Origin of the sequence: Synechococcus sp. J7-Johnson (assembly GCF_024345795.1) — a bacterium.
In the GTDB taxonomy this organism is placed as follows: domain Bacteria; phylum Cyanobacteriota; class Cyanobacteriia; order PCC-6307; family Cyanobiaceae; genus Regnicoccus_A.
Window position 1 is genome coordinate 78751 of the sequence record NZ_JAGQBU010000009.1, and the last position, 26512, is coordinate 105262.

The 26512-nt window shown below is 66.2% G+C and carries 26 protein-coding genes and 1 pseudogene; 15 read left to right on the forward strand and 12 right to left on the reverse strand.

The window, feature by feature from the left end; translation table 11 throughout:
* Positions 1–20: 20 nt before the first annotated feature.
* Positions 21–461 carry an Rrf2 family transcriptional regulator gene (locus tag KBY93_RS06705; protein WP_094553802.1) on the reverse strand — a complete coding sequence of 147 codons (441 nt, stop codon included), beginning with the start codon at positions 459–461 and terminating at the stop codon, positions 21–23.
* Between the two features lie 24 nt (positions 462–485).
* Entirely contained in the window at positions 486–2051 is a 1566-nt protein-coding gene (locus tag KBY93_RS06710) for a UbiD family decarboxylase (RefSeq protein ID WP_255093496.1), read from the reverse strand.
* A gap of 53 nt (positions 2052–2104) precedes the next feature.
* On the opposite strand from KBY93_RS06710, the gene KBY93_RS06715 reads away from it, so the two are divergent.
* The 5 genes from KBY93_RS06715 to sds all read left to right on the forward strand — a co-directional run bounded on the left by KBY93_RS06715 (position 2105) and on the right by sds (position 6695).
* A complete protein-coding gene (locus KBY93_RS06715) occupies positions 2105–2860 on the forward strand; it encodes a 2-phosphosulfolactate phosphatase family protein (protein ID WP_255093497.1) in 756 nt (251 codons plus the stop codon).
* Positions 2861–2942: 82 nt separating this feature from the next.
* The gene (locus KBY93_RS06720) at positions 2943–3761 is read left to right on the forward strand and encodes a carbon-nitrogen hydrolase family protein (RefSeq protein WP_255093498.1); all 819 of its coding nucleotides are present in this window, start codon (positions 2943–2945) and stop codon (positions 3759–3761) included.
* A 35-nt stretch (positions 3762–3796) separates the two neighbouring features.
* Complete coding sequence (locus KBY93_RS06725) at positions 3797–4870, forward strand: N-acetylmuramoyl-L-alanine amidase (protein ID WP_255093499.1); 1074 nt, start codon at positions 3797–3799, stop codon at positions 4868–4870.
* On the forward strand, positions 4870–5700 hold the full coding sequence (gene murI / locus KBY93_RS06730; RefSeq protein WP_255093500.1) for a glutamate racemase: 831 nt from the start codon (positions 4870–4872) through the stop codon (positions 5698–5700). The genes KBY93_RS06725 and murI overlap by 1 nt, the downstream gene beginning before the upstream one ends.
* Positions 5701–5723: 23 nt before the next feature.
* On the forward strand, positions 5724–6695 hold the full coding sequence (gene sds, locus KBY93_RS06735) for a solanesyl diphosphate synthase (RefSeq protein WP_255093501.1): 972 nt from the start codon (positions 5724–5726) through the stop codon (positions 6693–6695).
* Here sds and KBY93_RS06740 read toward each other — a convergent pair.
* A complete protein-coding gene (locus KBY93_RS06740; protein WP_255093502.1) occupies positions 6689–7120 on the reverse strand; it encodes a DoxX family protein in 432 nt (143 codons plus the stop codon). The two genes, sds and KBY93_RS06740, sit on opposite strands and share 7 nt — an antisense overlap.
* A gap of 178 nt (positions 7121–7298) precedes the next feature.
* Here KBY93_RS06740 and KBY93_RS06745 point away from each other — a divergent pair, with 178 nt between their 5' ends.
* From KBY93_RS06745 to KBY93_RS06770, 6 genes are all read left to right on the forward strand, one after another.
* On the forward strand, positions 7299–8240 hold the full coding sequence (locus KBY93_RS06745) for a helix-turn-helix domain-containing protein (protein ID WP_255093504.1): 942 nt from the start codon (positions 7299–7301) through the stop codon (positions 8238–8240).
* An 86-nt stretch (positions 8241–8326) separates the two neighbouring features.
* Complete coding sequence (locus KBY93_RS06750; RefSeq protein ID WP_255093505.1) at positions 8327–8995, forward strand: trans-aconitate 2-methyltransferase; 669 nt, start codon at positions 8327–8329, stop codon at positions 8993–8995.
* Between the two features lie 59 nt (positions 8996–9054).
* A complete protein-coding gene (locus tag KBY93_RS06755) occupies positions 9055–9855 on the forward strand; it encodes an META domain-containing protein (RefSeq protein ID WP_255093536.1) in 801 nt (266 codons plus the stop codon).
* Positions 9852–10877 carry a retropepsin-like aspartic protease gene (locus tag KBY93_RS06760; RefSeq protein WP_255093506.1) on the forward strand — a complete coding sequence of 342 codons (1026 nt, stop codon included), beginning with the start codon at positions 9852–9854 and terminating at the stop codon, positions 10875–10877. The genes KBY93_RS06755 and KBY93_RS06760 overlap by 4 nt, the downstream gene beginning before the upstream one ends.
* A 112-nt stretch (positions 10878–10989) precedes the next feature.
* On the forward strand, positions 10990–13371 hold the full coding sequence (locus KBY93_RS06765) for a type II CAAX prenyl endopeptidase Rce1 family protein (RefSeq protein ID WP_255093508.1): 2382 nt from the start codon (positions 10990–10992) through the stop codon (positions 13369–13371).
* Positions 13368–13742, forward strand: coding sequence for a hypothetical protein (locus tag KBY93_RS06770; protein ID WP_094553814.1), 375 nt, complete (start codon positions 13368–13370; stop codon positions 13740–13742). Before KBY93_RS06765 ends, KBY93_RS06770 begins: the two co-directional genes overlap by 4 nt.
* A gap of 3 nt (positions 13743–13745) precedes the next feature.
* Here the strand turns inward: KBY93_RS06770 and KBY93_RS06775 are convergent, their stop codons facing one another.
* The gene (locus tag KBY93_RS06775) at positions 13746–14549 is read right to left on the reverse strand and encodes a prohibitin family protein (RefSeq protein WP_094553815.1); all 804 of its coding nucleotides are present in this window, start codon (positions 14547–14549) and stop codon (positions 13746–13748) included.
* A gap of 141 nt (positions 14550–14690) precedes the next feature.
* Between KBY93_RS06775 and KBY93_RS06780 the strand changes: the two genes are divergently transcribed.
* A complete protein-coding gene (locus tag KBY93_RS06780) occupies positions 14691–15155 on the forward strand; it encodes a cupin domain-containing protein (protein WP_255093509.1) in 465 nt (154 codons plus the stop codon).
* 90 nt (positions 15156–15245) lie between these two features.
* Here KBY93_RS06780 and KBY93_RS06785 read toward each other — a convergent pair whose 3' ends face one another.
* The gene (locus KBY93_RS06785) at positions 15246–15461 is read right to left on the reverse strand and encodes a chlorophyll a/b-binding protein (RefSeq protein WP_255093537.1); all 216 of its coding nucleotides are present in this window, start codon (positions 15459–15461) and stop codon (positions 15246–15248) included.
* 130 nt (positions 15462–15591) lie between these two features.
* On the opposite strand from KBY93_RS06785, the gene KBY93_RS06790 reads away from it, so the two are divergent.
* The gene (locus KBY93_RS06790; protein ID WP_255093510.1) at positions 15592–16656 is read left to right on the forward strand and encodes a metallophosphoesterase; all 1065 of its coding nucleotides are present in this window, start codon (positions 15592–15594) and stop codon (positions 16654–16656) included.
* Here the strand turns inward: KBY93_RS06790 and KBY93_RS06795 are convergent.
* Both KBY93_RS06795 and KBY93_RS06800 read right to left on the reverse strand, forming a co-directional pair.
* A complete protein-coding gene (locus KBY93_RS06795; RefSeq protein ID WP_255093511.1) occupies positions 16643–17593 on the reverse strand; it encodes an isopenicillin N synthase family oxygenase in 951 nt (316 codons plus the stop codon). The two genes, KBY93_RS06790 and KBY93_RS06795, sit on opposite strands and share 14 nt — an antisense overlap.
* 9 nt (positions 17594–17602) lie before the next feature.
* Entirely contained in the window at positions 17603–18796 is a 1194-nt protein-coding gene (locus tag KBY93_RS06800) for an SAM-dependent methyltransferase (RefSeq protein ID WP_255093512.1), read from the reverse strand.
* Between the two features lie 47 nt (positions 18797–18843).
* On the opposite strand from KBY93_RS06800, the gene KBY93_RS06805 reads away from it, so the two are divergent.
* On the forward strand, positions 18844–19683 hold the full coding sequence (locus KBY93_RS06805) for a TPM domain-containing protein (RefSeq protein WP_255093513.1): 840 nt from the start codon (positions 18844–18846) through the stop codon (positions 19681–19683).
* Between the two features lie 31 nt (positions 19684–19714).
* On the opposite strand, the gene KBY93_RS06810 is transcribed toward KBY93_RS06805, so the two are convergent.
* The 3 genes from KBY93_RS06810 to KBY93_RS06820 form a co-directional block, all read right to left on the reverse strand.
* Positions 19715–20500 carry a glycoside hydrolase family 104 protein gene (locus KBY93_RS06810; RefSeq protein WP_255093514.1) on the reverse strand — a complete coding sequence of 262 codons (786 nt, stop codon included), beginning with the start codon at positions 20498–20500 and terminating at the stop codon, positions 19715–19717.
* Positions 20501–20967: 467 nt separating this feature from the next.
* Complete coding sequence (locus tag KBY93_RS06815; RefSeq protein WP_255093515.1) at positions 20968–22035, reverse strand: hypothetical protein; 1068 nt, start codon at positions 22033–22035, stop codon at positions 20968–20970.
* Positions 22029–22883, reverse strand: coding sequence for a TIGR04168 family protein (locus KBY93_RS06820; protein ID WP_255093517.1), 855 nt, complete (start codon positions 22881–22883; stop codon positions 22029–22031). The genes KBY93_RS06815 and KBY93_RS06820 overlap by 7 nt, the downstream gene beginning before the upstream one ends.
* A gap of 63 nt (positions 22884–22946) precedes the next feature.
* Here KBY93_RS06820 and nadA point away from each other — a divergent pair, with 63 nt between their 5' ends.
* Entirely contained in the window at positions 22947–23903 is a 957-nt protein-coding gene (gene nadA, locus KBY93_RS06825; protein ID WP_255093519.1) for a quinolinate synthase NadA, read from the forward strand.
* Between the two features lie 85 nt (positions 23904–23988).
* Here nadA and KBY93_RS06830 read toward each other — a convergent pair whose 3' ends face one another.
* Positions 23989–24756, reverse strand: a complete 768-nt coding sequence (locus KBY93_RS06830) for a hypothetical protein (protein ID WP_255093521.1) — start codon at positions 24754–24756, stop codon at positions 23989–23991.
* A gap of 21 nt (positions 24757–24777) precedes the next feature.
* Positions 24778–26385 (reverse strand): annotated as a pseudogene (locus tag KBY93_RS06835) (type I restriction-modification enzyme R subunit C-terminal domain-containing protein); the annotation flags it as partial.
* Positions 26386–26512: the final 127 nt, after the last annotated feature.

Sequence of the window (26512 nt, forward strand, 5' to 3'; positions counted from 1 at the left end):
CTGATTCATGGGCGGCTGGGTCAGCCCAGCATCAGCCCTCCCTCCTGACGCAGGCACTCCTGGGTACTGCGCAGGTCGTAAAGCAGCTCCTCGAGGCTGAGCCGGGCCAGCTCCCGCTCCAGTGCCAGTTGTAACCGCCGCTCCAGGGCAAGGGCCACCTGCTCCCCCGCCTGCTGTGCGGCCGCAGCGGTGGCCGGCTCCTGCGACGGGTCCGCTTCCACCGCCCGCAGCACCTCCAGCAGAGGAATGGCGGCGGCAGCGCGCTGAAGCCTGTAACCGCCATGGCGACCTCGTCGGGCCTCCACCAGCTCAGCGCGGCGCAGCTGCTGCAGCACCTGCTCCAACATCGGTTCGGGGATCGCCTGGCTGGCAGCCAGATCGGGCCCAGAGCGCCAGCGCTCGGGCTCCAGTGCCAGCTCCAGCAAGGCCTGGATCGCTTGGAGGCCCCGGCGCTTGAGCATCACCGCCTGGGAGAGGGCATTGGCCTAGCCGCCGCGAGCGGAGAGCCGCTCGAGCACGTGCTCGAGGGTGTAGCCGAAGAGCACCGGATCGGGATCGCTGGCATCGATGTCGGCCAGGCCCAGCTCGGCCCAGCGCTGATCCACACGGGCCTCCTGCTCAGCTGTGCGACGCAGCGGTTCGCCCCAGTCGTGGCGTTTCTCCGGGCCGATCTTGGTGGTGGCATCGATTGCCAGACGACCGCCGAGCCCGAGCCGCTCGCTGGCGAAATCCAGGCTGTCAAAGGGGGTGTCCTCAAGCACGAACAGATCCCGCTGGGGATCCACCTGGGCGCTGATTGCCCAGATCACCTGGCGCGGATCACGGATGCTGATCGTCTTGTCGACCACCACCACGAACTTGGTGTAAGTGAACTGGGGCAGAGCGCTCCAGAACGCCATCGCCGCCCGCTTGGCCTGGCCTGGGTAGGCCTTGTCGATCGCGATCACCGCAAGTTTGTAACTGAGGCCTTCCATCGGCAGGAAGAAATCGACGATCTCCGGCACCTGCTGGCGAAGAATCGGCGTGTACATCCGGTTGAGTGCGATCGCCAGCATCGCTTCCTCTTTGGGAGGACGGCCGCTGAAGGTGGTGAGAAAGACCGGATCGCGCCGCTGGGTGACGCAGTGGAAGCGCACCAGGGGGGAATCCTCCAGGCCGCCGTAAAAGCCCATGTGATCGCCGAACGGACCATCCGGCAACACCTCACCCGGTGCGATCGTGCCCTCCAGCACCACCTCGCTGTGGCTCGGCACCTCCAGATTGAGGGTCTTGCACTTCGCCAGTCGCACCCCTTCCCCGGCGTAGATGCCGGCGAACAGCCACTCAGAGAGCTGCACCGGAATCGGGGTGGCGGCGGCCATCACCAGCAGTGGGTGCACGCCGATCGCAACCGCCACTTCCAGGGGCTTTCCCAGGGCCATGGCCTTGCGCAGGTGACGGGCGCCGCCGCGCACGCTCAGCCAGTGCACGGTCATGGTGTTCATCGACTGGCGCTGGAGACGGTATACGCCCACGTTGGGCACGCCGGTTTCCGGATCCTTTGTGATCACCAGACCGAGGGTGACCACACCGCCGGCATCACCTGGCCAGGGGCGCAGCAGCGGCAGGGCATCGAGATTCACCTGATCCCCCTTGAACACCTGCTGGTGGCAGGGGGGAAGCAGATCCAGGTCGGGGCGGGCCTTGACCACATCCCAGAGCACGCCGCCGAAACGAGCCGCTTCGCGCAGGCCCTTGGGGGGGCGGGGCTGCTGCAGCAAGGCCAGCCGTTCTCCCAGGTCTTCGAGTTGCTCGGCTCGCTCCAGGCCCATGCTCCAGACCACGCGCTCCACCGTGCCGAGCAGGTTGACCGCCACCGGCATCGGGCTGCCGATCACGTTTTCGAACAACAGCCCTGGTCCGCCACGGGCCAGCACCCGGTCGGCGATGGCGGCGAGCTCCAGATCGGGATCGACCGGCGCGGTGATCCGCCGCAACTGTCCGCGCTGTTCCAGCAGCGCCAGAAAACCCCGCAGGTCTCGGGTGGTGCTTCGCGGCAACACTGCCTGCATCGGTTCAGTTCCGTTGCTGCTTACTGTGACGCACCCTCACCACTCGCCGCGCCGTGCTGATCCATACCTTCCACACCTCAGAGTGCGTACCGGCTGTTGGATCGGCCGAAGGCGGCAGCCCTGACGCGGCAGTGGTGATCGATGTGCTGCGGGCGACCACCACGATGGCCTGGGCCCTGGAAAACGGCGCCGAGGCGATCCAGGCCTTCGCCAATCTCGAAGACCTCAAGACCAGTGCCGCCGCCTGGCCCGCCGAGCTCCGTCTCACAGCCGGTGAGCGCGGTGGTGCCCGGGTGGAGGGCTTCGACATGGGCAACTCGCCCCTTGGGGTGACCCCCGAGCTGGTCGCGGGCAAGCGCATCTTCATGAGCACCACCAACGGCACCCGCTCCCTCGACCGGGTGAGGGATCTGCCCCTGCTCCTCACCGCCTGCCTGCCAAACCGCACAGCTGTGGCCCAACGGCTGATCGAGCGAGGTGTTGAGAACGTCTGGATCGTAGGCAGCGGCTGGGAGGGTGCCTATTCGCTGGAGGACAGCCTGGCGGCGGGCGCCGTGGGCGCCGCTTTGCTCGAGCTGGCCCCTGCCGCGGGGATCAGCGTGGCAGCCGGCAACGATGAGATGGTGGCGGCCCTGGCCCTCTGGCAGCAGTGGCGACACAACCCCGAGGGCTGCCTGCGCACCGCCAGCCACGGCCAGCGCTTGATCCGGCTGGGCAATCACGACGCCGACTTCCAGTGCTGTGCCGCGCTCGATACCCTCACAATCGTGCCGATGCAGGCGGAACCAGGCGTGCTCAAGGCCAGTTGAGGCCAGCCCACGGGTGGGCCGCACATACCGGAGCTCTGACGGACCTCCCCCTAAAGTTCGGCCGATCTGACACTTCCACCTGGTGACGAGCTTTCTGGCTGCCGTTGTGCAACTCACCAGCACGCCCGATCCGGACGCCAACTTTGCCGCCGCTGAAGAGCAGATTGACCTGGCCGCCCGTCGTGGCGCCGAGCTCGTGGGCCTGCCTGAGAACTTCGCCTTCATGGGCGATGACGAGCGGCGGCTGGAGCTGGCCCCCAGCCTGGCGGACCGGTGCAGCCGCTTCCTGGTCACGATGGCGCGGCGCTACCAGGTGACCCTGCTCGGTGGTGGCTTTCCCGTTCCTGCAGGCGAGCGAGCCACCTACAACCGGGCGGAACTGGTGGGTCGCGACGGCCAGCTGTTGGCCCGCTACGACAAAATCCACCTTTTCGATGTGGATCTGCCCGATGGCAACACCTATCGGGAATCGGAAACCGTCCGATCCGGCACCGCCCTGCCGCCCGTTGTCGATGCCCCGGGCCTGTGCAGGATCGGACTCTCCATCTGCTACGACGTGCGCTTCCCCGAGCTCTACCGCCACCTGGCCGGAGCCGGAGCTGAGCTGATCATGATTCCGGCGGCCTTCACCGCCTTCACCGGCAAGGATCACTGGCAAGTGCTGCTGCAGGCCCGCGCGATCGAGAACACGGCTTACGTGCTGGCACCGGCCCAGACCGGTCTGCACTACGGGCGACGCCAGAGCCACGGCCATGCCCTGGTCATCGATCCCTGGGGAACGGTGCTCGCCGATGCGGGCGTCGGAGTGGGGCTTGCCGTGGCCCCCATCGACCCTGACCATGGCCAGCGGGTCCGTGCCCAGATGCCGAGCCTCAACCACCGTCGTCCTTCGCTGTTCTGATCCTGAGGAAGCCACGCCCACTCCGTTTCGTCTCAATGCGAGGTGTTCTCCTCGGCGGAGTTCTTCAGGCCGCCCTGCTGCTGGCAGCTTTGCCGGCCAGGGCAGCCAGTGCCTTGGCGGCCTGGCGCATCGACAGCAATGGGGTGCTGGAGCTGCGCACCTCCCCGTCGATCTCCCTGCAGGCTTTCTTTGAAGCGGGGCGGGGCAACATCGGGCCCAGGGTCTGGGTGGATCTACCGGGAGCCCCCATCCGTACCCGCAGCATCCGCGGCAACGGCGTCCTGCGGGAGGTGCGCATCGGCAAGCCCGATCCCGAGACCACCAGGCTGGTGATCGAGTTCCAGCCCGGCACCCAGCTCGATCCCAGACGGCTGAGGCTGGTGGGCACCTCCCGGGACCGCTGGAAGCTCGAATTCGAGGGTCTACCCAGAGGCAGCCTGCGCACGTTTGGGGAAGGGGATGTGAACGCCGCTTCCGTGCCCTGGCGCTCCAATCCGGGTTTCACACCCGGCTACAGCCGGGTCCCCATCTCCTCCGCCGGACTTCCCGATGTGCCCCGCGGACGCTACCGGGTGGTGATCGATCCGGGCCACGGAGGCCCCGACCCAGGGGCAGTGGGAATCGGCGGGCTGCGTGAAACCGATGTGGTGCTCGACATCAGTCTCCAGGTGGCGCGGCTTCTCCAGGCCAAGGGGGTTCAGGTGGTGCTCACCCGCACCTCGGAAATCGACGTGGACCTGCCGCCGCGGGTGTCCCTGGCCAACAGCAGTGGTGCCAATGCCTTCGTGAGCATCCACGCAAATGCCCTCAGCATGGCCCGGCCGGATGTCAACGGCATCGAAACCTTCTATTTCCAGAGTTCACTCTCCAGAGCTCTGGCGGCCGCCATCCAGTCGGAAGTGCTCGCGGTGTCACCCGGCAGCCCGGATCGGGGTGTACGCACTGGGCGGTTCTTCGTGATCCGCCGCACGGTGATGCCCGCCGCCCTAGTGGAAACCGGGTTCGTCACCGGCGACATCGACTCGCCCCGTCTGGCCACCGCCTCGCACCGGCAGCGGCTGGCCCAGGCGATCACACGAGGTATTCTCGCTTTTCTGGCAGGGGGCTGATGGATCAGCGGATCGGCCTCCTGGACAGCGGCCTGGGCGGGTTGACGGTCTTGCGGCGGATGCTTGAGCATCATCCCGATCTTCCCTTCGTGTACATCGGCGACACCGCCCGGGTTCCTTACGGCCAGCGCTCCGCCAATGAAATCCGCCATATCGCCGCGGAAGTGGTGGGCTGGCTGCGGCGGCAACAGGTGGATGCGGTGCTGATGGCCTGCAACACCACCAATGCCCTGGCCTTCGACATCGCCGAGGCTGAGGCCGGCTGCGATCTGCCGGTGCTCGGACTGATCGACTGCGTGGCCAGCCAGCTGAACTGCAGGCGGGTTGGGGTGCTCGCCACCCCGGCCACGGCATCCAGCGGTGCCTACGGACGGGCCCTGCGTCAGGCCGATCCCTCCTGCCATGTGGTTGAGATCGGCTGTCCCGCATTCGTGCCTCTGATCGAGGACGGAAATTTCGCTGATCCACGCCTGCGCGCTGCGGCGATCGCCTACCTCAAGCCACTGCTGGAGGAGAGGGTGGAAGCGATCGTGCTGGGCTGTACCCATTATCCCCTGCTGGAGGAACTGCTGCGTGAGCTGCTTCCTCCCGAGGTGGTGCTGGTTGACCCGGCCCAGGCGGCGGTGGCTCAGCTGGGCCAACTGTTGGGCAAGACACCCCTGCTTCAAGCCCGCGCCTGCGGCCTTCACCCCCGTGAAGTGCCGGTGGAGCGGGGGCGGTTCTGCGTCACGGGCGATGCCGAGGCCTTTGCCCTGGCTGCAGCCCCCTGGCTGGGCTGGCATCCCCAGGTGGAGCGGGTCTGCCTCCGGTCATCGGTGGGAGCCTTCTAGGATCAGCTCACCTGGCGGGAGACATGGCCACCGTTGCAGAGCTGCTCCAGCCGGTCGAGAACGACCTGGAAACCCTGCTGAGCGATCTGCGCAGTCTGATCGGAGCGGGGCACCCCATTCTTCAGGCCGCTGCCGAGCACCTGTTCAGCGCTGGAGGCAAGCGGATTCGCCCCGGCATCGTGCTGCTCCTCTCGCGCGCCCTCTCTGCCGACGGCGAACTGTCCAGTCGCCACAGGCGACTGGCGGAGATCACCGAGATGATCCACACCGCTTCGCTTGTTCATGACGATGTGGTGGATGAGGCGTCCACCCGGCGCGGGGTGGACACGGTGCACAGCCGCTTCAACAACCGACTGGCGGTCCTGGCGGGCGATTTCCTGTTTGCCCAGGCCAGCTGGCATCTGGCCAATCTCGACGACCTCGCGGTGGTCAAGCTGCTCTCCCGCGTGATCATGGACCTGGCCGATGGTGAGGTGCGGCAGGGCCTCTACCGCTACGACACGGGCCAGAGCTTCGAGACATACCTCGATAAGAGCTACTGCAAGACGGCCTCCCTGATCGCCAACAGTGCCAAGGCCTCCGGCGTGCTGAGCGGCCTCGGCAACGACCGCCTCGAAGACCTCTACCGCTTCGGACGTCAGCTCGGTCTCGCTTTCCAGGTGGTCGATGACATCCTCGATTTCACCGGCAGCGATCAGCAGCTGGGCAAGCCTGCCGCCAGTGACCTGGCCACCGGCTATCTCACGGCCCCGGTTCTCTATGCGCTCGAAGAACGACCGGCCCTGGCGGGGCTGATCGAGCGGGAACTCTGTGAGCCCGATGATCTCGCCCAGGCCCTGGCCCTGGTACGGGGCTGCGAGGCGATCCCCCGCTCAAGGGCCCTGGCCGAAGGGTTTGCGCGGGAAGCCGGTGATGCCCTGCAGTGGCTCAGCCCTTCCGATTCGCGCACGGCCCTGCTCTGCCTGCCCGAGTTTGTGCTCAGCCGTCTCTACTGACGGCGAAGTCTCGGTCGCCGCTCGCCGGGCTGATTAGCCACCAGCAGCAGACCAGCCACGATCGCCAGGTTCTTCAGCAGCTGGATGCGCTCCGAACTGTCGCCCAGGTCGCTGTGGAAGATCAGGCTGGTAGGCACGAGGAAAATCAGCAGCAGCACCGCGCCCAGGCGCTGACGCCAGCCAAGGATCAGCAGGGCTGATCCCACAGCCAACAGGGCCATGGCCAGCACCAGCAGCAGCGGGGCCAGGGGTAGCCCCTTGGCAGAAATTTTCTCGGCAACCGCTGTGAAATTCGTCAGCTTGCCCACCAGGGCGTTAACGAACACAAGGGCGAGGAGTACACGGGCCAATCCCCCTATCCAGGGCGTGGCCTGGGAGCGTTGACCAGAACGGGAGAGGCGCAGCTGGGGCCTGGAACTCCTCATCAACGACGATGCAACGACCTGCAGTCTGCTGGCAGCGGCTTGGGCCTCGCCGTATCACGCAGCCCTGTTCTTTAAGCAATGTCTGCACTGGCAGCCGAGAAGCGCCTTGCATCGGTGGCGTCTGATGGCATCGGAGCTTCCCTTCATGATGGAAGGATCTTTTGAAAGCAATCCCAGCGTGAGGGAGCGCGCGTCCCACCCCGCGGAGCCCGGCGAACCGGTTGCCACAACCGAGTCCGCCTACTGCGAGCGATTACCCGCCCTGGTGAGTCTGGGCAAGACACTTGCCGAGGCCCGTGAAGCTCAGGGCATCCCCCTGGCGGTGCTGGCGGAGCAGAACTACCTCTCGGCTGACAGGCTCAGCGCCCTTGAGTCGGGTGATCACACACGGCTGCCGGAGCGGATCTACCTGATCGCCCAGGCCAGGCGGGTGGCCACCAGCCTTGGCCTCGACGCCGATCAGCTGACCGAGTCTCTGCTGGACATCCACCTGCCTGGGGTCAGCCGACGTTCCGCACCCTCTCCAGCACCAACCAGTGCGGGCCAGCCTTCGGGCACCGTGGCCAGGGTGAGCCTGGCAGCCCCCGCCATGGCACCCCGGGATCCCAGCAGTGCCGCCCAGCTTCCTTCAATCCAGAAGCCCGGACGACGGGGCAGGCTGACCTGGCTGCTGGCAGGCGGTGCCGGCGTGCTGGCCCTGGTGGCGGGCCTGGCCATCGGCACGAAGCAGATCCAACCCTCCTCCAGCAACCTCGCCAAGCCAGCAAGCACAACAAGCGAGTCTGTCAAGCCCGCCAGTTCTGCCAAGCCCGCCGACTCTGCCAAGCCTGTCGACCCCGCCAAGCCCAGCCAGGGGAGCCTTCTGCTCAGCAGCCGAGAACCCAGCTGGCTTGAGGTGCGCAACGGTGAAGGCAAGGAGCTGTTCCGCGGCCTGTTCACCGGCACCGGAACCTTTTCCCTGGGGGCAGGGCTGGAGGTGCTGGCGGGCCGCCCGGATCTGATCACCGTGACCACAGCCTCAGGACAGTCCCAGACCCTGGGCACGATCGAGCAGATCAGCTGGCATCAGTTCACCAGTAGCGGTGAACGTCAGACCTCCAAGAGCCGCTCCAGCCCCTGAAACAGCCGCGGGGTTAGATCCACCAATGGGAGAATTGACATAGCTCCAGGAGCAGCCCGATCGAACGCGTCTGCGAGCCCGAATTGATGGATGGGGCCGAGCAGGCCCAGGCCTACGCCGAGGCCGATTTCAGTGCCTCCGACGAGGCCATGGTCGAACGCATCGCCGTCTGTTTCGGCTCCCAGCTGGGGGAGCGAATCATCGATCTGGGCTGTGGCCCCGGCAACATCACCTTCCGACTGGCGAGCCGCTACCCCTCCAGCCAGGTGGTGGGCGTTGATGGCTCCGGCGCAATGCTGGCCATCGCCATCGCCCGCCAGGATCAGCAAAAGCAGCAACAGCCTCAGTTGGGTTCCCTTCTCTCCGGAGTCGTGAGCTTCGAGCAGGCCCTGCTCCCCTCACTTCAGTTGAAGGGGGGCTACGACGCCGTGGTGAGCAACAGCCTTCTGCATCACCTGCACGATCCCCAGGTTCTCTGGAGCACGTTGCGGCAGCTGGCGGCCCCTGGGGCCGCGGTCTACATCAAGGACCTACGGCGGCCCGCCGATCAGGCCGCTCTTGATCGGCTGGTGGCCACCCATGCAGCCGGGGCCCCACCCGTGCTCCAGCACGACTACCGCCACTCTCTCCGGGCAGCCTTCACGGTTCAGGAGGTGGAGGACCAGCTGCGTCAGGCCGGCCTTGAGCAGCTGCTGGTGGGAGCCGTGGAGGACCGCTATCTGGAAGTCATCGGCCGTTTCTCACCCTCAGAGTGAGCTCCTGGGTTGACTCACGGCCCTGGTGCTGCTGGGTACCAGGATGGGTGACACCGTTGGTGGAGCTCAACGTGATCACAAGCAGAGCCGGTGCAAGGGCTTCGCTCAGCCTGGCCATCGGCGCCCTGATGGCGATCACCGTCAGTCCGCTGCTGGCGCAGACCCAGGGCCTGGAGGGAAGTGCCTGGCTGCTGGAGTCGATTCCGGGGCAAAAAGCGTTGGTGCCCCCAGCTCCGACCCTGCGCCTGGAGAAAGGCCGCATCAGCGGCAGCGACGGTTGCAACCGCTATTCCGCTGCCGTGCTGGTCAGGGACTCCATGTTCCGCGTGACCGACCAGGGCCCCTCCACCCAGATGGCTTGTCCCGAAGACCAGATGCGTCAGGCTCAGTCATTCAGGGCGGCACTTTCGGCGACGAGGGGCTACAGCCTTCGCAACGGCCAGCTGGAGCTGATGGCCTCCAATGGCAAGGCGTTGGCCCGCTTCCGGCCCCAGCCCCAGGAGATCGCCGGCGCCCTCTGGATCGTCACCGGGCTCAACAACGGCAAGGAGGCAGTCGTCAGCACCCTTGCCGGCACCACGCTCAGCCTGGAACTTCGCCCCAGGGGCCGCCTGGTGGGAACGGCTGGATGCAACCGCTACACCGCAACGGCCGTGCTCGGCCAAGGAACGATCAAGGTGGGGCCGCCGGCGGCGACCCGCAGGATCTGCGTACGGCCCGCGGGAGTGATGGAGCAGGAAATCCAGTTTCTGAGCGCCCTTGAATCCGCCAGCCAATGGCAGATCGAAGCGAACCGGCTGGAGCTGCGGCGACCAGATGGCGCCATGGCAGTCACCCTGCGCCGCGCCGACGGCAGATGAGCAGACAAGCGGCCGTGCTTGCCCTGGCTCATGGGTTGGCGGTGGCGGGCCTGCAGCTCGCCGGTCCCGCCCTCAGCTCCACGGCGGCCAGCACGCCAGCCACAACTCCGGCCACCACGACGGCGGCTTTGATCCAGCTGGGGGGTCCGCCCTTGGCCCCTGGCCAGAGCAGGGGCCAGGTGAGCATCCCCTTGGAGCGGGCCACTGGCGGGGACACCCCCGTGCTCAGCCTGCAGAGCCGCGGTGGCCCGGTGCGGTTGCTGCTCGATACCGGCGCCTCCACAACTCTTGTGACCCCCGAGCTGGTGCGCCGGCTGGGCCTTGAGAGCCGCGTCGTGGATCCGAAGACCTTCGCGCTCGCCGGAGCCGGAGAGGCCTGCCCAGACCTGAAGCCCCGGCGGGTGAAGCTGCCCGAACTGGTACTCGCTGCTGCTGGCGAACGGCTCCAGCTCAGCGGCATGGAGGCGCTGGTGCTGCCGGTGGCGGGACTGCCCCCGGGGGTGGACGGTGTCCTTGGGGCCCCGCAGCTGCGGCAGCAGCCGCTCTGGATTGATCCCCACGGCCAGCGCTTGAGCCTCGGACCGCTGGCCCTCGCTGACGCCGATCGTTTTCGCCGGGGAGACCAGGCAGGGGCCTCCACCAGCCTGAATCTGGTCTGGAGGGAAGGGGTGCCGCTGCTGCTTATCAGTTCACCGGCGGGCCTGGCCCTCGCCCTGGCCGACACCGGCGCGGAAGGGCTGTTCATCACGGCGGGCCTGGCGGCGCGGCTGCGGCCGCTGGCGCCGGCCAGCGCTCTGCGACTCACTGGGTTCTGCGGCGAGCAGAGCGCCCGCCGCCAGGTCGTCTCCGGCCTGGCGCTGCCCGGGGGCGATCCAGGCCAGGCGGTCGATGCCATCGTCACCGCCAACCCGATCTTCGAGAGCCTGCGGGTGGAGGCGATCGTGGGCCAGGAGCTGTTGCGCCACCGGGCCCAGCTCTGGCGGCTGGACGCGGTGCCTGCGACCCTGCGCCTCTGGCCCTAGAGCAGTGCCGATGCCGCCAGGAATTCCAATCGCCGCCCGCCTGTCGCCACAACGGCGGTCTGGTGCATGGCCCCGGCCACTGCGGGCTCTCCTGCTCCTGCTGGCCCTGGCCGTGTCGCTCCTGCTGGCTCCGGTGCAGGCGAGCGAGCCGGCCCCCACCAGCAGCTATGTCCTGGCCCAGGCCGCGCCCTTCAACCGGCCCAGCCACTACCCGCTCAGCCAGCGCCCTGATCCGCAGCTGTACCGTCCCCATGCCGACTGGATCGGGCGCCTGATCCTGCCCGGCGCGGCAGAGAACAGCCAGGAGCCCGGCGACTGGGTCTGGGTCGAAATCGAGCATGCTCCGCCGGCCTCGGCCGGGCTGGTGGGACAGGTGCTGCGCCTGGGCTGGGCGGAGCGTCCGGCCTTGCGGGAGCTGGTGGAGCGTGTGAGCACCGATGTGCGCTTCGCTCCGGCGGCGCAGGAGATCGAGTCCCAGGGCAATCTGCTGCCGCGGCGCCTGGATGGGCGCCGGCGGGTGGGGCCTTTGCAGTCGTTGGCAGGAGCACGCCCCAACGACGATCTGATCGTGCAGCTGGAGGAGGTGGAACTGGAGCCGGGAGCAGAAGGATCCACCCGGCTGACCATCGGACGGCCACCGCTGCAGATCAGCGGCCGCTATGTGGGCCTGGTGCGAATCCTCGGCCCTGTCGCCGGGGATCCTGAGCGCTTGCGGGTGCGCCACTGGAACCCAGGCCGGAACGACTTCAGCGGACCCCAGGAGGTGGTGCGTGTGCCCCAGCAGCCGCGGGACCGCTATGGCCGCTGGATCTCCACTCCCCGGGGACTCAGCTCCAATCCCGTGGGTGACAAGGGGTGGTACCTCTATGGCGCTCCCGACGCCGAGGGGCTGTTCACCGTGCAGGCGATCAAGCCGAGGGCCCTGCATCTGCTCCAACCCGATGCCGTGCTGCCCGCGGCTCACCAGGGGATCCCCTACATCCTGCGCGGCAACTGGGCCGATACCCCCCGGCAACGGGGCCGGATCAAGCGTGTGCTGCTCGAGCACTCAGGGGCTAATGGCAACAGCCCTGTGGGGCCGGTGGGCGAGCGGTGGCGGGAGGGAGATCGAGCCCTGCTGATCCACAGCTTCGGTGGCATCGGCGGGCCGGGGGGTGAGCAGGTCAGCGGCGCCACCGTGACTGGCCATTTCGCCTTCGGGGAAGCGCGTGTGGTGAGCGATGCCATCACCGGCGAGCCGCGCTTCGATCTGCGCTACCACCAGATCTATGCCAACAACCCCAATGGCATCGTCTCGGGAACCCAGGACTGGACCGCCTTCAGCGGAGATCTGCAACGGGGCTGGCTGGGCTCCAGGCCCATCTCTGATGTGCTGATCAAACTGCAGCCCTTCGACGACCTGACAGTGGATGGGCAACGGCTCTCGCTGCTGCGGGAGCTGGAGATCCAGGCGGAGGTGCTGATGGCCCGCTACCGCAGTGGCGATGGCAGCGGCGTCTCCACGGTGACCCCGTCCACATCCTGCGTGCAGGATTCGAGCCAGGCGCTTTTCATCGCCATCGATCGCCTGCGCCGCCGGGCAGGGGACGAACCGAGGCTGCGAGGTTGGCTCAGGGACCACCCTCAGGAAAAATCCAGCCAGGCCTTCCGTCAACTGGCGAGACTCACCTCCTCCCTCGACGAGCTTCTGACCCCCTTCGGCACGGCACGGTCCGACTGGCGCCACAACGCGTCAGTGGCGGCCGGTGATGCGTTCGCGCGAGGCGAAACGGGGCTCGACGCTCTGATGAGCTGGCGCTCGATGCTTCCCCGCCGCGCCCACGACGACATGGCCCGGGTATTCCTGCAGCATGGCGCCAGCCTCTGGTTCCTGCGCAGCAACCAGCTGGCGGGAGGCGACACCTCAATCGAGCCGCTGGCACCGACCCTGCTGCTGGGTCAGATCCCGATTCTCTCCACCCTGCTGCGGCGTTTCAGCGATGCCCTGTTCGCGCCCCTGGGCCCAGCCGCCCTTGGCCGTGCTCTGACGATCCTGGTGGCCTATGCGGCGCTTGCCCTGCCTCTTGGCTGGCGGTCAGGTTTTCTGAGCCCCTGGAGGCTGGAGGCGATCGGTCCGGCGCTGCGGGCCATTCCGGCTCTGCTGCTGATGCCGGCCCTGGGGGAGGAGTTGATCTTCCGCGTGGCCCTGCTGCCCCATCCGCTTGAAGGTGAATCACTTGCCAGTGCTGCAGCCTGGGGAGCTCTGAGCCTGGGTCTGTTCGTGCTGTATCACCCTGTGGCGGCGCGCTGGTGGTATCCGCCGGGGCGAGGCGTGTTCCGCGACGGGCGCTTCCTGGCGCAGTGCGCCCTGCTGGGGGGCGCCTGCGTGCTGATCTATGGGGTAACGGGTTCCCTCTGGCCGCCGGTGCTGCTGCATGGGCTGGCTGTAACGCTTTGGCTCTGGGGCCTGGGGGGCAGGGCGAGGATGCAGGAACAGCCGCAGCCATCGCTATGACTCTCGATCGCTTCAAGCAGGCCCTCGCGGCCCTGATGGAGAAGGCACCGGCCGATCCTCTGGAGCGTGATGAGTTCTTCGAGGTCACCCCCCTGCCTGCAGAGGACGGACCGTTCGAGGTGGTGGTGGTGGATGAGGAAGCGGCGATCTTCGCAGTGCTCTACCTCGATCGGCTCTTTGCCGATGAAGAGAGCGAAGGGCAGCAGGAAGTGGCAGCTTTGGTCCCCGACTACCTCAAATCACGGTTCCAGTTAGACGAGGGGGAATGGACCTCCACAGCCCCCTTCGATCTGGGCTGGAGAAGTAGAGACTTTCTCTGGTTCCAGGAGTTCACCTTGCCCGGCCTCACCCCAGACTGCCGCTACGACTGAGCATCAACGGCGGCCGTTCACGATCACCGGAGTGCCACCGCCCGCTGTGCCGGGCAGGGCCGGGACAACCGAGGTCTGCCCGTCCCACTTGTCGAGGAACAGCTTGTAGAGCACTTGGTCATCGAGGCTCGAGTTGAGGATCTCGTAGCGCTTGGCCTCCTGCTCGGCGATCTTCACTTCCGTCTGGGCACGCAGCAGCCGTTGATCGGCGATCTGCTTCTGCTCGATCGCGGCACGGTATTCTTCGGCGATCTGCAGTCCGGTGAGATCAAGTCCCTGAACCTGCACATAGTCGAACTTGATCAGTTCCTGAGCCACCTTGTCTTGCACCAGCTCCGAAATACTGTTCCACTCGGTGGCGATTGTCACCAGTTCATATTGGGAGAACACTGACTTGAGTGCCTTCAGCAATGATGGCTGAATGATGCGCGGATAAATCTGCTGGTTGTCGGTGGCGATCGTTTCGTAGATCCGTCCTGCTTCCTTCGGTTTGATCGCGTACTTCACCGTGGCGGTGGCCTCGATCACCTGCAGATCCTTGGTGAGGGTGGAGAACTGCTCCGGACGCACCTGAGTGCGCACATCGAAAAAGGATGTGGCCTGAATCAGCGGCACCTTGACGTTGGGTCCTGGGCTGCGCTGTCCCCCCGTGACGCGTCCCAGGGTGGTCACGACAGCCACGTTGCCGGCTGGGACGATGAAGATGGTCTGAGTGAGCAGGATCAGCAGCGCCACCGCCGCGGCCGCGATCAGCTGAAAACCGGTTCCTGGTCCATCGCCACCGGCCGGCCGCATCGAGCTCTGCATCAAGAAAGGGATCTGGGGCCTGAACCCTAGGGCCATGACCACGGCCAGCGCAGAACAGTGAGAGCCGGACGACGAGCGCTGACGTTTGCCAGTCTTCTGCTGTGATCGATCTCCTGGAGTAACCCGATGGCAGTTCTGCCCATGCAACCTCTGCAGCTGATGGATCACCCTGAAGGCGGCCGTTTCCTAGAGGTGTTCCGTTCAAAGCGCCGTGTGATCACAACAACCAGTGAGAACCGCTGCGCACTCACCCACATCTATTTCCAGTTGAGGCCAGGTGAGTGCAGCCTGTTTCACCGGGTGGGCTCCGATGAGGTATGGAATCTCTATCAGGGCCAAGGCCTCCGGCTCTACAGCTGGGATGGCACGAGTGATTCCCCCAGCTGCCTGACGCTCTCAGCTGAGGCCAACTCCTGGTGTCAGGTGATTCCGGCCGGTATGTGGCAGGCCGCTGAACCGATCAGCGAGACTGTCCTTGTGGGCTGCACGGTGGCTCCCGGCTTCGAATTCACTGATTTTCAGCTTCTGCAACCCGACTGCGCTCAGGCCCAGGCACTCATTGGCCGGGATCCAGCCATGGCCAGGTTTCTTGAGCGCCAGCCATAAAAGAACAGGACCGCGCACTGGCCATCGATCTGATCGCCAGTTCCCCGCACGCCCTCCAGCTGAAGACCCTCAAGTTGCCGCAGCCTTCACTCAGCCGAGGTACCAGGCCAGCACTGCACCCAGTTGGCCGACGATGCCCTTGCCGGTAAGCAATTCGCCGATGATGGCGGCACTGAAGCCCAGCATTGCCACCCGGCCATTGAGGAGCTCCACCCCTGCCAGGGCTGTGGTGTTCCAGGGCCGGCTGGTGGTGAGGCCTTCGCCGAATTTCTCCACCGGCTCGTAGCGGAAGTCGTTGCTGCTCATCGTTGGGGCCTCATCGGTTGCTTCCTGAAGGTGGGAGTTCACGCCAGGGTTGCGGTCCGGGGCAGCCTATGGGGTCTGGCTCAGAAAGCGCCGGCCCCGGCAGCATGGTCTGACAGTGGCAATGACAACCATGGCCCCATCCCTTACCCGACGTCAGGTTCTCGGCCTGGGGGGGCTGGCCCTGGGGGGTGCTGCCTTCAGCACCTGGCGGCAGGCGCAGGCAGCCCCATTGGCGGCGGCGGGCGCCGCTGGCCTTGGCTTGCCCCCCCGTGGCGACAGGCGGCTGGTGCTGATCAGTGATCTCAATGCCAGCTATGGCTCCACCAGCTACATCCCCGAGGTGGGCCAGGGCATCACCCTGATCCCCTCCCTGCGCCCGGATCTGGTGATGTGCGCCGGCGACATGGTGGCCGGCCAGAAGGCGAGTCTCGGCACCACCCAGCTGCAGGCGATGTGGGCCGGTTTCGATCGCCAGGTGCTCAGGCCCCTGCGCCGGGCAGGCCTGCCCTTCGTGCCGGCGATGGGCAACCACGATGCTTCCAGCAGCCTGGTGGGCGGCCGCTATGCCTTCGAGCGGGAGCGGCAGGAGGCCAGCCGCTACTGGCGCCGCCAGCAGGGTGACCTCGGCCTGACCTTTGCCGACGCCTCAGGCTTTCCTTTCTTCTATTCAGTTCTCCAGGGCGGGCTGTTCCTGCTGGTGCTCGACGCCTCCTCCGCCCAGATACATGCCGAGCAACTGCGCTGGGCGGAGCGGAGCCTGAAGAGCGCAGGGGCCCGTAGGGCCAGGAGGCGTCTGGTGATGGGGCACCTGCCCCTGCTGGGGGTTTCCCAGGGACGGGACACAGCCGGCAACGTGCTGGCCCAGAGCCTGGAGCTGCGCCAGCTGCTGGAGCGCGCCGATGTGGAGGCCTACATCAGCGGTCATCAGCACGCCTACTACCCCGGCAGGCTTGGCCAGCTCGACCTGATCCAGCTCGGTGCCCTCGGCAGCGGTCCCCGCAGGCTGCTGGGTCAGAGCGGGGCGCCGTTCCAGACCCTGACCGTGCTCGATTACGACTGGAGCAATGGCCTGCGCCGGGACAGCACCGTCAACATGCGCACGCGGCAGCTGCTGGATCCAGGGCAGTTGCCGCCACGCCTGAGCGACAGCCGCGGGCGCACCCAGATGCGGCGCTCCACCTCTACAGGAGGTTGATGCGGTACAGCACCTCTTCGAGTGCATCGGCGGCAAGCACTCCAGCCTGGCGCTGGGGATTGTCGGGGGTGCAGCAACTGGCCAGGGGCGCCAGCAGGGTGGAGGGCCGGGCGTGGCAGAACTGCACAACGCTGAGCCGCTCCTGATTCGGATCGGGCGGCGCCACCACCCGGTGCAGGCCGGCGGGGATGAGGCCATTGCTGAGCCGCTCCAGCATCAGGCCACTGTTGATGATCACCTGCCCCTCGGGCGGCAGGGCCGGCACCCAGCTGCCGGCCACCTCCACTTCCAGGCCTGCACCGCTGGCCCGGGGCAGGGCGGTGATCAGGTTGATGTCGCCGTGGGCAGCGGCCCAGAGGTGACCTGGACCGGGGGCGGCCGCCATGGGCGGGTAGCGAATGGCACGGCTGAGGGTTGGTGCCTCGCTGACCATCTCCTCGAACAAGCACTCGGCCGCGCCCAGGCCCAGGGCGATCACCCGCAGGACGCGCCGCTGCAGATCGGCGAGCGCCCCGTGGAAGCGCAACAGCACCTCAGTGATGCCGGGCACCACCGCTTCGGGCAGCAAAGGCTCTGGGTAGAGCAGCGGATAGCGGCGGCGCAGGGGGTGGGCGGCCGGGATCGGCGCCGACCAGTTGAGCATCTCCTTCCAGTCGGCCCGCTCGCTGCCGGCAGCGGTTTCCACCAGCAGGCCGGTGTAGCCCGTCTGACCGGAGGCCCCGGCTGCTGTGAAGCGACCCTTGCTGGCCCCATCGAGGGCGAAGAAGCGGGCCAGCATGCCGTAAGCGGTGTCGAGCAGATCGGCGGAGAGATCGCTGCTGGTGTACACGAAGCCGGTGGCCAGGCTGCGTCTCACCCCATCGATCACCGCCTGCCGGCTTCTGTCATCTCCGCGCTCGAAGGCCAGCAGGTCGACATCGAGGATGGCAGGGTCCATCAGGGCAAGCTACGTGCCCTCGCCAGGCTCCTGCAGGAAGAGCTCGGCGCTCGAGCCAGCCGCCGGGGAGACCTCGCCGCGGCTGAAGGCCAGCCAGCGGAAGTCGCCGAGGGCGGTGGGATCCACCAGACGCAGCAGGGCCTCGCGCCGGGCCAGCAGCTCAGCCAACCCCTCACTCCGCCCTGGGCTGGTGGCCTGGGCCGCCGCTGCCTGCGGCTGTTGCAGCCCATGCAGGCGCTGGGCCAGCCCCAAGGCCAGCAGGGCTTCGCCCTGCCGCCGCTGGCCCAGAAAACTCCAGCCGGCAGCGTCGGCTGCCTCAAGCAGGCTCTCGATGCAGAGGTGGGCGGTGAGGTCCCACTGGCAAGGTTCCAGCAGGGGATCGGAGCTGGCTCGCTGGGCGCGATAGGCCATCAGAGTGCCGTTGCTGCGTTGGGGGGCGTAGTAGCGCCAGGCCTCGAGGGCGTAGTCGATCACCAGCAGGCGGCCATGGGCCAGAGCGGCGGCACAGGCCGCCAGCCAGGGAGCCAGCCCGGGATGGAGCTCGCTGCACCAGCCCGGCGGACGCCGTGGATCAAGGGGCAGCAGCCCGAGGGGCTCCAGCCGCGCCTGATCTTCCGGCTCCAGGGGTTCGCCGGGCACAAGCCGTAACGTCCCCTCCTGGAGCGTCACCTGCTGCCGGCGCCAGTGGTCCCCACTGCGCTCGATCCGCTCCACCGCCAGGGCATCGAGCACCTCGTGGGCCAGCACCACACCGGTGAGCCGAGCGGCTGCCATCTCGGCAAAGCTGCTCCAGCGCAAAGGCAGCGGGCAGCCCTCCAGGCGCTGGCGCTGCCGTGCCGCCATGCCCTCGTTGGGCTCCACCAGCACCAGCTCCAGCCGCTTGGCCAGCTGGGGCCAGCCGGCTGCCAGCACTTCGGCCAGCTGGGCCGCCAGGCTGCCTTCACCGGGGCCGGTTTCCACCAGGCTCAGGCGTCCGCTGGGGAGATCCTCCAGCCAACGGGCGATCTGGGGGGCCAGCAGGGCCGCGAACTCCGGGCCCAGCGACGGGGCTGTGACGAAATCTCCGCGTGGGCCGATGCTGAGGCGGCCGGCGCCGTAGGCGCCGTGCTCGGGGTCATGGAGCACCCACTCCATATAGGTGCGGAAGGGCACGCTGCCTCCGGCCTGATGCAGGCGCTTGTCCAGCCAGGCGGGCAGGGGCACGGGCGGGGTACGCCTCGGAGAGAATGGAAGGCCACTGAAGCAGCCGCATGGCCCCTGGCGCCAGATCTCTTCTCCGCTCCATCTTTGGTTGTCTGGCAGCCCTGGTGCTGTTGCTGGCGCCGCTGGGGGGAGCGCCGGGCGGGATGGTTCAGGCCGCCGACAATCCATCGCTCCTGCCGGATCACCCAACTCCCGTGATCGATCTGGCCCGGGCGCTGACCGATGGCCAGCGGGCCAGCCTGGAGGAGCAGCTGGAGGCCTTCGAGGAGAGCAGCGGCTGGAAACTGCGGGTTCTCACCCAATACGAGCGCACGCCCGGTCTGGCGGTGAAGGAGTTCTGGGGGCTGGATGAGCGCAGCCTGCTGCTGGTGGCTGATCCCCGCGGCGGCAACCTGCTCAATTTCAATGTGGGCGACGCGCTCTTCGCCCTGATGCCTCGCACCTTCTGGGTGGAGCTGCAGACCCGCTTCGGCAACCAGTACTACGTGCGCGACCACGGTGAGGACGGCGCAATCGTGGATGCGCTCAGCGCGGTGGAGACCTGCCTGGAGCGGGGCGGCTGCCAGGTGGTGCCGGGGCTGCCCCAGGAACAGTGGCTGCTCACCTTCTGCACCTCACTGCTGGGTGGCCTGATCGTCGGCTTTGCCGGCTACCCACGTAAACAGGGTGATCTGGTGGCCTGGAGCTGGGTGCTGTTGCTCTCACCGCTGTGGGTGATGTTGTTCGTGGTGTTTGGTCTGGGCCCTGTGGTGACCCGCACCTCTGACCTGCTGCCGGTGCTGCGCAATGCACTGGGCTTCCTGGGGGGTGCCGTGGCTGCTTATCTAATCGCCCAGAAAACCATGGGACCGCCCGCTGTCAGGGAAGATTCAGGCAGCGGCGGCTGACGATTGATAACTGACGCTGCTCAGCCGGGGGTCAGCGTCCGGCGCTGGTTTCCTGCAGAGCGCAGCTGAGGCTGTCTCCAGTGCAGGCGGGCTGCACTGGAGGAGCTGCCTGGGCAATATCCGGCCGGACATTTTCGATGGCCCGCAGGGTGGCAAGGTTGGCCTCATAGAAGGCCCGCAGTTGGGCGTAGCGCTTCACGGGTTGACCGTAGAAACTGCGACCGGCCAGGGTTGGGAACGAGGCCCACTCCGGCGCCAGCTTGGCGGCCAGTTCAGGGGTGAGGGTGCCGCGATCAGCCAGGGCCAGGGCGCCACGGCGCTGGATCAGGAAGATGGCGGCCTGATCCTGGACCTGGGGTCCGAAGCCGGTGATGCCCAGGGCACGAGTGGCCATTGACCAGGTGAAGGGCATGAACTGGTAGGCACCAGCAGCTGCGCTGGCATAGCCCACGGTGAGGTTTACCCGATCGGGATGCCGATCCAGGGACGCCATCAGGCTGCCGCCGAACATGATCCGATAGCCCAGGTCCTCGCCGTTTGCCCAGGTGCCCTCGGCATAGCGAATCGTGTTGAGGAGCGCCCGCCTCTCAGGGGTGATCTCGAAGATGGCGCGCATGCCAGGAAGATCCTGGGGAGTTGCGATCGTCAGCGACTGGGGCTGGCTGGACGGGGCCGCTCCGGGCAGCCGGATCTCCTGCCAGGCAGTGGCATGGGCGGGTGCGCCCATGGCGACGACCAGAGCCGGCAGGCAGAGGCGGCTGAAACGGGAGGCGAAGGCGAACAAAAGAGTTGCGGGGAGAAAGGATGATTGATGCATCGTTATTTCCGGTTGACCCAAGAGGAATCGACCTGAAGGAACTTTGCTGTGGTGAAGAACAGGGTGGAATTCAGCTTGAATCCGTTCGTGACTTCTGAACAGAAAAAGAACTGCTGAAAACTGATGAATGATTAATAGTGATCAGGAACGCTGATGAGTGCAGTCAGGGTTAGTGATCAGAGCACAACTCGGAAGAAACCGTCGAAGCGATGGAAGAATACATCTCGGCGGGCTTGGGTTGCACGCCAATGTGTCGAACGAACCGTAGGGCAGGGATTGCGTTAGTGACAGTCGCACAACCGTCCACTCGCTATCAGAATTGGCCGAGAGGTTCACATCACTGTTCAGCACAGGGTTTGCTGATGCGAAATCATTCGACATGTTGATCATCAGTTCTGCTGATTGTGGTCCTGGGCGTGGTAGCGACGGACACCAGGACGCCTGCGCTGCAATGCTCCCCGGCGATCTCAGCTGTAGGCGAGCGCCTGTTGCTCCAGCCAGGCGGCGGCCTGCTGGGCCCCGTCCAGCGCCAGGGGACCCACCGAAGCCGGATGCAGGGGCTGATCCAGCTGCCACTCACCGGAGCGCAGCTGCTCCTGGCTGAGCAACCGGTGGCGGCCATGGCGGCGCAGCGCCTCCTCCAGCACCGGCGCCTCGGCAAAGCCTTCCCGGTGCACTAGGTGGATGCCCACGTCGTGGGCCAGGGCTTCACAGAAGCTGCTGTAGCCAGGCTTGGTGATCAGCCGCTCCACCAACGGCATGAACTCCAGCAGCCGCACTCCCTGGGGCAACAGCCGCACATTGGGGGCCCCTGCGGCCGAAGGGTCGGTGCCGACGAACGTGAGCTCGGGCCAGCGGTGGAAGGGCTTCTCCCCCAGCTCAAACCCCAGCCCACCGAAGCTCACCAGCACGCAGCTACTGCGCTCAGGCAGCTCCAGCTTTTGCCTGAGGGCTTCCGTCCGCTCACGAGGCGGCGCCACAGTGAGACCCACCCGGATCTCCGGCAGCCCCCAGTCCATCGCCATCGAGAATGGGCAGTGGATCAGGCCCTGGCCCATTCGGTAGAGCGCACGGCAGCGCTCCGCCCAGACCAGAAAGGAGCCGCCCATCGGGTCATAGATGGCATCCCAGCCGAAATTGCCCACCCAGATCAGGGGCCAGCCACCGGCCTGGGCCAGTCGCGCCAGTGCCGGTGGCACATCTCCGAGCAGCAGCACCGGGCCGGCCTGGGCGTTGAGCCATCGCGCCTCTTCGGCGATCTGATCAGGCAGGCGCCTCTCCAGATCGTTGAGGGCTGCAAGGGTGGCGGCGGGGTCGGCGCCGAGGGCATCGGCCTGCACCACACCCACATCCCAGGAGCAGGGGCGCTGCTCAAAGGGCACCGCTCCCAGGACCGTGCGCAGGAACGCTGAGGGCAGCGAAGTGGAGAGCACTAGCCGCCAGCCTGGCTGCCGCTGGGCCAGGGCCAGCAGGATGGCGCCGCTGCGGGAGCCGTGGCCGTAGCCATGGCCGCTGATGGCGGCGTAGATCAGCACGGCAGAGCCACGGGCTGCTGGTGCAGGCGCTGTTCATAGAGCAGCCTCCCGGTTTCAGGGTCGTACCAGCGATGGCTGGCATGGATCAGCCGGCCTTCCTCCAGCTCCACCCACGACAGGTGGCACAGCTGCCGCCCCTCGCCGTCGACGGCATGGCGCGGCACGAAGGCGGCATTGAGATAGGCGGTGCCGCGGCGATCGATCAGGAAGCTGCGGCGCTCCCCCCGCCCGCGCTTGAGGGCATGGTGCATGTGCCCGAAGACCACCAGAGGCACGGGGCGCTCGCTGCGGATCTGCTCGATCGCCTGGGCCAGGTCCTGGTCGCCCCAGTCGCAGGCGGGCGATTTCCAGTCGCGCCCGCAGGGATCGCTGGCCTCGCTGCCGAGACCACTCGGACCGCAGTGCGAGAGCAGCACCAGAGGCAGACGCGGGTCTGCCGAGAGGGCCGCTGCAGCGATGCGCCCAGCCGACTCGGCCAGTTCGACAGGGCCCCAGAGCGCCTGTACCGCTTTGGAGAGGTGGTGGCCGCCACCGGCGCTGCCCGGCCGTCCACCCACCACGGAGAGGCCGGGGGGATCAAGCCGGCGCAGGGCCCAGCCACAGTGCCGCTCCCCGAGCCGATCGATCTGGCGCTGCAGCTTGCGACCGCTGTGATCCTTGCCGGTGTCGTGGTTGCCGAGGATGCAGGCCACCGGCAGGGTCAGGTCAGCGAGGCTGGCGGCGATGCGCTGCTGTCCATCGCTGAGATCGCCCACCACCAGCAGCGCATCGGGAGCGAGCTGGGTGAGCAGGGTCACGTCACGCCGGTCCCATTGCCCGTGCAGATCCCCGGCAATGGCAAGGCGCATGTGGGCCGTGACGACTACTCCCTTCCCTAGGCTGGGCTCATCCTGCCCCAGTTGAGGTCAAGGTTGGTTTTTGCCGCCCTTGAAGCCCCCACCGTTCCCCACGACCTCCCGGCCGCGATCGACAGCCTGCGCCGGGCGCGGAAGGCCGTGATCCTGGCTCACTACTACCAGAGTCCTGAAATCCAGGATGTGGCCGATTTCATCGGCGACTCGCTCGAGCTCTCCCGCAAGGCCGCCGCCACCGACGCCGAGGTAATCGTCTTCTGCGGCGTTCACTTCATGGCCGAAACCGCCAAGATTCTCAGCCCCTCCAAAACGGTGCTGCTGCCTGATCTCGACGCCGGCTGCTCCCTGGCCGATGCCTGCCCTGCCGATGCCTTCGCCGCCTTCCGCGCCGAGCATCCGGACCATCTGGTGGTGAGTTACATCAATTGCTCGGCGGCCGTGAAGGCCCAGAGCGACCTGATCTGCACCAGCAGCAACGCCGTGCGTCTGGTGCAGCAGCTGCCGGCTGAGCGGCCGATCCTGTTCGCGCCGGATCAGAACCTGGGCCGCTGGGTGGCCCGTCAGAGCGGAAGGGAACTGACCCTCTGGCCAGGAGGCTGCATTGTTCATGAAACCTTCAGCGAGCAGGCCCTGCTGCGGCTGAAGCTGGTGCATCCAGAGGCCGAGGTGATTGCCCACCCGGAGTGTCTGCCCAACCTGCTGGATCTGGCCGACTTCATCGGCTCCACCAGCAAACTGCTGGCCCGCGCCGCCAGCAGTGACGCCACCAGCTTCATCGTGCTCACCGAGCCCGGCATCCTGCACCAGATGCGCCGTCAGCTGCCCCACAAAACCTTTGTTGAGGTGCCAGGTCAGGACGGCTGCAGCTGCAACGCCTGCCCCTACATGCGTCTGAACACGTTGGAAAAGCTCTGGCAGTGCCTGGACACGATGAGCCCGTCGATCGAACTGGATGAGAATCTGCGGGTCAGGGCCCTCGCGCCGATCCAGCGGATGCTGGAAATGAGCCGGTAGGGGATCGCGGCGTCCACCGCTCCCACGACGCTGCCCACCACGAAGCTGCCGATCGTCATGCGCAGCAGCTTCGGCAGCACAACCCTCAGAAACGTGTCGGCGTCGAACAACTGCACCACACATGGAGCAGAGGGCCTGGCGAGAATGCGCTAGGAATCCGGCCGCAGGACATTGACTGCGAAGAGCCCTCTTTCTCATCAATCTCTTTGGCCAGACTGGCCGCCATGCCAACCGGCTCGTTCTCAAAGACACCGCCATCGGTATACAGATAGTTGCCGCCGTAGAGCTGATCTCCGGCGGTGGCCTTGCGACTGCTGTCTCTGCTGCGCATCAGACTGGCGGAAGATCCGCCGGTGCGGACGATGCGACGGGCGCGGAACGCAAAGGGAAAGGCTCCTGAAGACAAGGCCATCAACCTCAGGATCGACCAGGAACAGGTGTTGAGCATCGGACGCCACACCACCTGCCGTCCCTTGCGACGTGGCTCCAGCTCGGAGAGCTGAATGGTCTTCTCAACCTCATCCCCAGAACTGCCTGACAGCTCGCCGTGAGGAATCACGCAACGCAGCAGGCAGACGAACTGATCCTTGTAGCGGGAATAGGCGAACGATTCCTTCTCTCCGGCAATCTCCTGGGAGAAGCTATTGAGATTGGCCATGGCCAGGCCAATCCGCAGAGAATCCGCAGCTGCAGGATGGCAATTCAGCGCATCGCCGGGGTTGTCTGGAATGTACTCCTCGCCGATGTCATCAACGACAGCGGAGCTGAGCAGGGAGTACTTATGATTCCTTCGCTCCACCTTCAGGAGGCAATCTTGTATCTGGGCCATCGATCGTTGCCGCCACAGTGACATCACCTCGAAGAGCAATAAGCATCATGCCGTGGCCTCATACGGAGACTTCTGGAAGCCTGAAAAGAGCTGGCCGATGTCCTCTGGCCTGCCCAGATCGGCCACAGCATCGGCGATGCTGTTCTGGTAGCGGAGGCGCAGCAACGGCGTGAGCTTCTCGGTGGCCAGCTCCTGCACGCCCATCGTCACGTAGTGCTGGAGAACAAAATCCAGGAAGAGCTGCTGCTTGCTGGTGAATCTGGAGTGGATGTAAAGACGTGCCTGTTCGGCCCGCTCCTCGCGGGGGACGGGCTGCAAGGCATAGGCGACATGGGCGAGCACATCGAATAGATCGCTGTTCTCGGCATCGATGATCCGCTGCATCTCGGCGAGCTGGGCAGCACCGAAACCCTTCTCCTCAAGGCCCTGAAGCAACTTGCGACGGGTGTCCGGTGCACTCCAGAGCGCCCGCAGCTCGGCTTCATCCTTGACGAATTCCGGCAGCTTTCCATAGAGCAGCTCCAGGAACTGCTGTGAACTCATGGGTGTGCCATCGGGGTGCCAGAAGCTGGTCACCAGCATGTGCTGGATGGAGCGTTCCTTGCCGTCGCCCAGCTTGATCCGCACTTTGCTGCGGCGGGGCTTGGGCCCTTCTGCCTCCTCGTCTGAGACTTTGGCCGGCTCGGGTTCGCCATCAGGAACCAAAGCCCTGGGCGCCACGGGCTCGGGCTCCTGGGGTTCACCGTCCCACTGCGGATCACTGAAATGGTGGTGCGCCTTCACGAAGTCATAGATGGTGAAGTAGTCCTTGCCGTCGTAGAGACGGTTGCCGCGGCCGATGATCTGCTTGAACTCGATCATCGAGTTCACCGGCCGCAGCAGCACGATGTTGCGTACGTTGCGAGCATCCACGCCTGTGGAGAGTTTCTGGGAGGTGGTGAGAATGGTGGGGATCGTCTTCTCGTTGTCCTGAAAGGCCCGCAGCCAGGTGTTGCCCAGTTCGCCGTCATCGGCGGTGACCCGATGGCAGTAGTTGGGATCGGTGCTGCTCTTGAGCTGGTTGATCAGGTCACGAATCGCCAGGGCATGCTCCTGGGTGGCGCAGAACACCAGGGATTTCTCGCGCTGATCGATCTGAGCCATCACGATCTCCACCCGCTGCTGCTCGCGCTGCTTGATCTCGATGATCCTGTTGAAGTCGGCTTCCCTGTAGAGCTTGCCGGCTTCGATCTCCCCTTCCACCACCGTGTCATCGGGGGTGTAAACGTACTCATCGAGGGTGGTGGTGATCTGCTTGAGCCGAAAGGGGGTGAGGAAGCCGTCGTTGATGCCCTCCTTGAGGGAGTAGGTGAACACCGGCTCACCGAAGTAGGCGTAGGTGTCGGTGTTGCCCTCGCGGCGGGGGGTGGCGGTGAGGCCGAGCTGCACGGCGGGGGCGAAGTAATCGAGGATGCCGCGCCAGGTGGATTCGTTGTTGGCACCGCCGCGGTGGCATTCATCGATCACGATGAAATCAAAGAAATCAGGGGGGTACTGGCCAAACCAGGGGGAGGGCTTGCCGTCCACCGGCGGGCCGCTCATGAATGTCTGGAAGATGGTGAGGAACACGCTGGCGTTGGTGGGCACCTGGCCCTTCCTGCGCAGGGCCTCAGGCAGGGCTGATTCAAAGTCTTAACTCGAGCTTGGTTCTGGCTTCCTCGTCGCCATCGCCAGTAGCGCCGTGATGTCGTGAGTTACGGCCTGCATTCCGGCTCGAATCGACTGAAATCCAGCCAGTCGG

Bases quoted from the DNA above. Each gene is read 5' to 3' on its own strand.
- KBY93_RS06705 (WP_094553802.1), bottom strand. From the start codon at position 461: ATGCTCAAGCGCCGGGGCCTCCAAGCGATCCAGGCCTTGCTGGAGCTG.
- KBY93_RS06710 (WP_255093496.1), bottom strand. From the start codon at position 2,051: ATGCAGGCAGTGTTGCCGCGAAGCACCACCCGAGACCTGCGGGGTTTT.
- KBY93_RS06725 (WP_255093499.1), top strand. From the start codon at position 3,797: ATGCGAGGTGTTCTCCTCGGCGGAGTTCTTCAGGCCGCCCTGCTGCTG.
- murI (WP_255093500.1), top strand. From the start codon at position 4,870: ATGGATCAGCGGATCGGCCTCCTGGACAGCGGCCTGGGCGGGTTGACG.
- sds (WP_255093501.1), top strand. From the start codon at position 5,724: ATGGCCACCGTTGCAGAGCTGCTCCAGCCGGTCGAGAACGACCTGGAA.
- KBY93_RS06740 (WP_255093502.1), bottom strand. From the start codon at position 7,120: ATGAGGAGTTCCAGGCCCCAGCTGCGCCTCTCCCGTTCTGGTCAACGC.
- KBY93_RS06750 (WP_255093505.1), top strand. From the start codon at position 8,327: ATGGATGGGGCCGAGCAGGCCCAGGCCTACGCCGAGGCCGATTTCAGT.
- KBY93_RS06760 (WP_255093506.1), top strand. From the start codon at position 9,852: ATGAGCAGACAAGCGGCCGTGCTTGCCCTGGCTCATGGGTTGGCGGTG.
- KBY93_RS06770 (WP_094553814.1), top strand. From the start codon at position 13,368: ATGACTCTCGATCGCTTCAAGCAGGCCCTCGCGGCCCTGATGGAGAAG.
- KBY93_RS06775 (WP_094553815.1), bottom strand. From the start codon at position 14,549: ATGCAGAGCTCGATGCGGCCGGCCGGTGGCGATGGACCAGGAACCGGT.
- KBY93_RS06780 (WP_255093509.1), top strand. From the start codon at position 14,691: ATGCAACCTCTGCAGCTGATGGATCACCCTGAAGGCGGCCGTTTCCTA.
- KBY93_RS06785 (WP_255093537.1), bottom strand. From the start codon at position 15,461: ATGAGCAGCAACGACTTCCGCTACGAGCCGGTGGAGAAATTCGGCGAA.
- KBY93_RS06790 (WP_255093510.1), top strand. From the start codon at position 15,592: ATGGCCCCATCCCTTACCCGACGTCAGGTTCTCGGCCTGGGGGGGCTG.
- KBY93_RS06795 (WP_255093511.1), bottom strand. From the start codon at position 17,593: ATGGACCCTGCCATCCTCGATGTCGACCTGCTGGCCTTCGAGCGCGGA.
- KBY93_RS06805 (WP_255093513.1), top strand. From the start codon at position 18,844: ATGGCCCCTGGCGCCAGATCTCTTCTCCGCTCCATCTTTGGTTGTCTG.
- KBY93_RS06810 (WP_255093514.1), bottom strand. From the start codon at position 20,500: ATGCATCAATCATCCTTTCTCCCCGCAACTCTTTTGTTCGCCTTCGCC.
- KBY93_RS06820 (WP_255093517.1), bottom strand. From the start codon at position 22,883: ATGCGCCTTGCCATTGCCGGGGATCTGCACGGGCAATGGGACCGGCGT.
- KBY93_RS06830 (WP_255093521.1), bottom strand. From the start codon at position 24,756: ATGTCACTGTGGCGGCAACGATCGATGGCCCAGATACAAGATTGCCTC.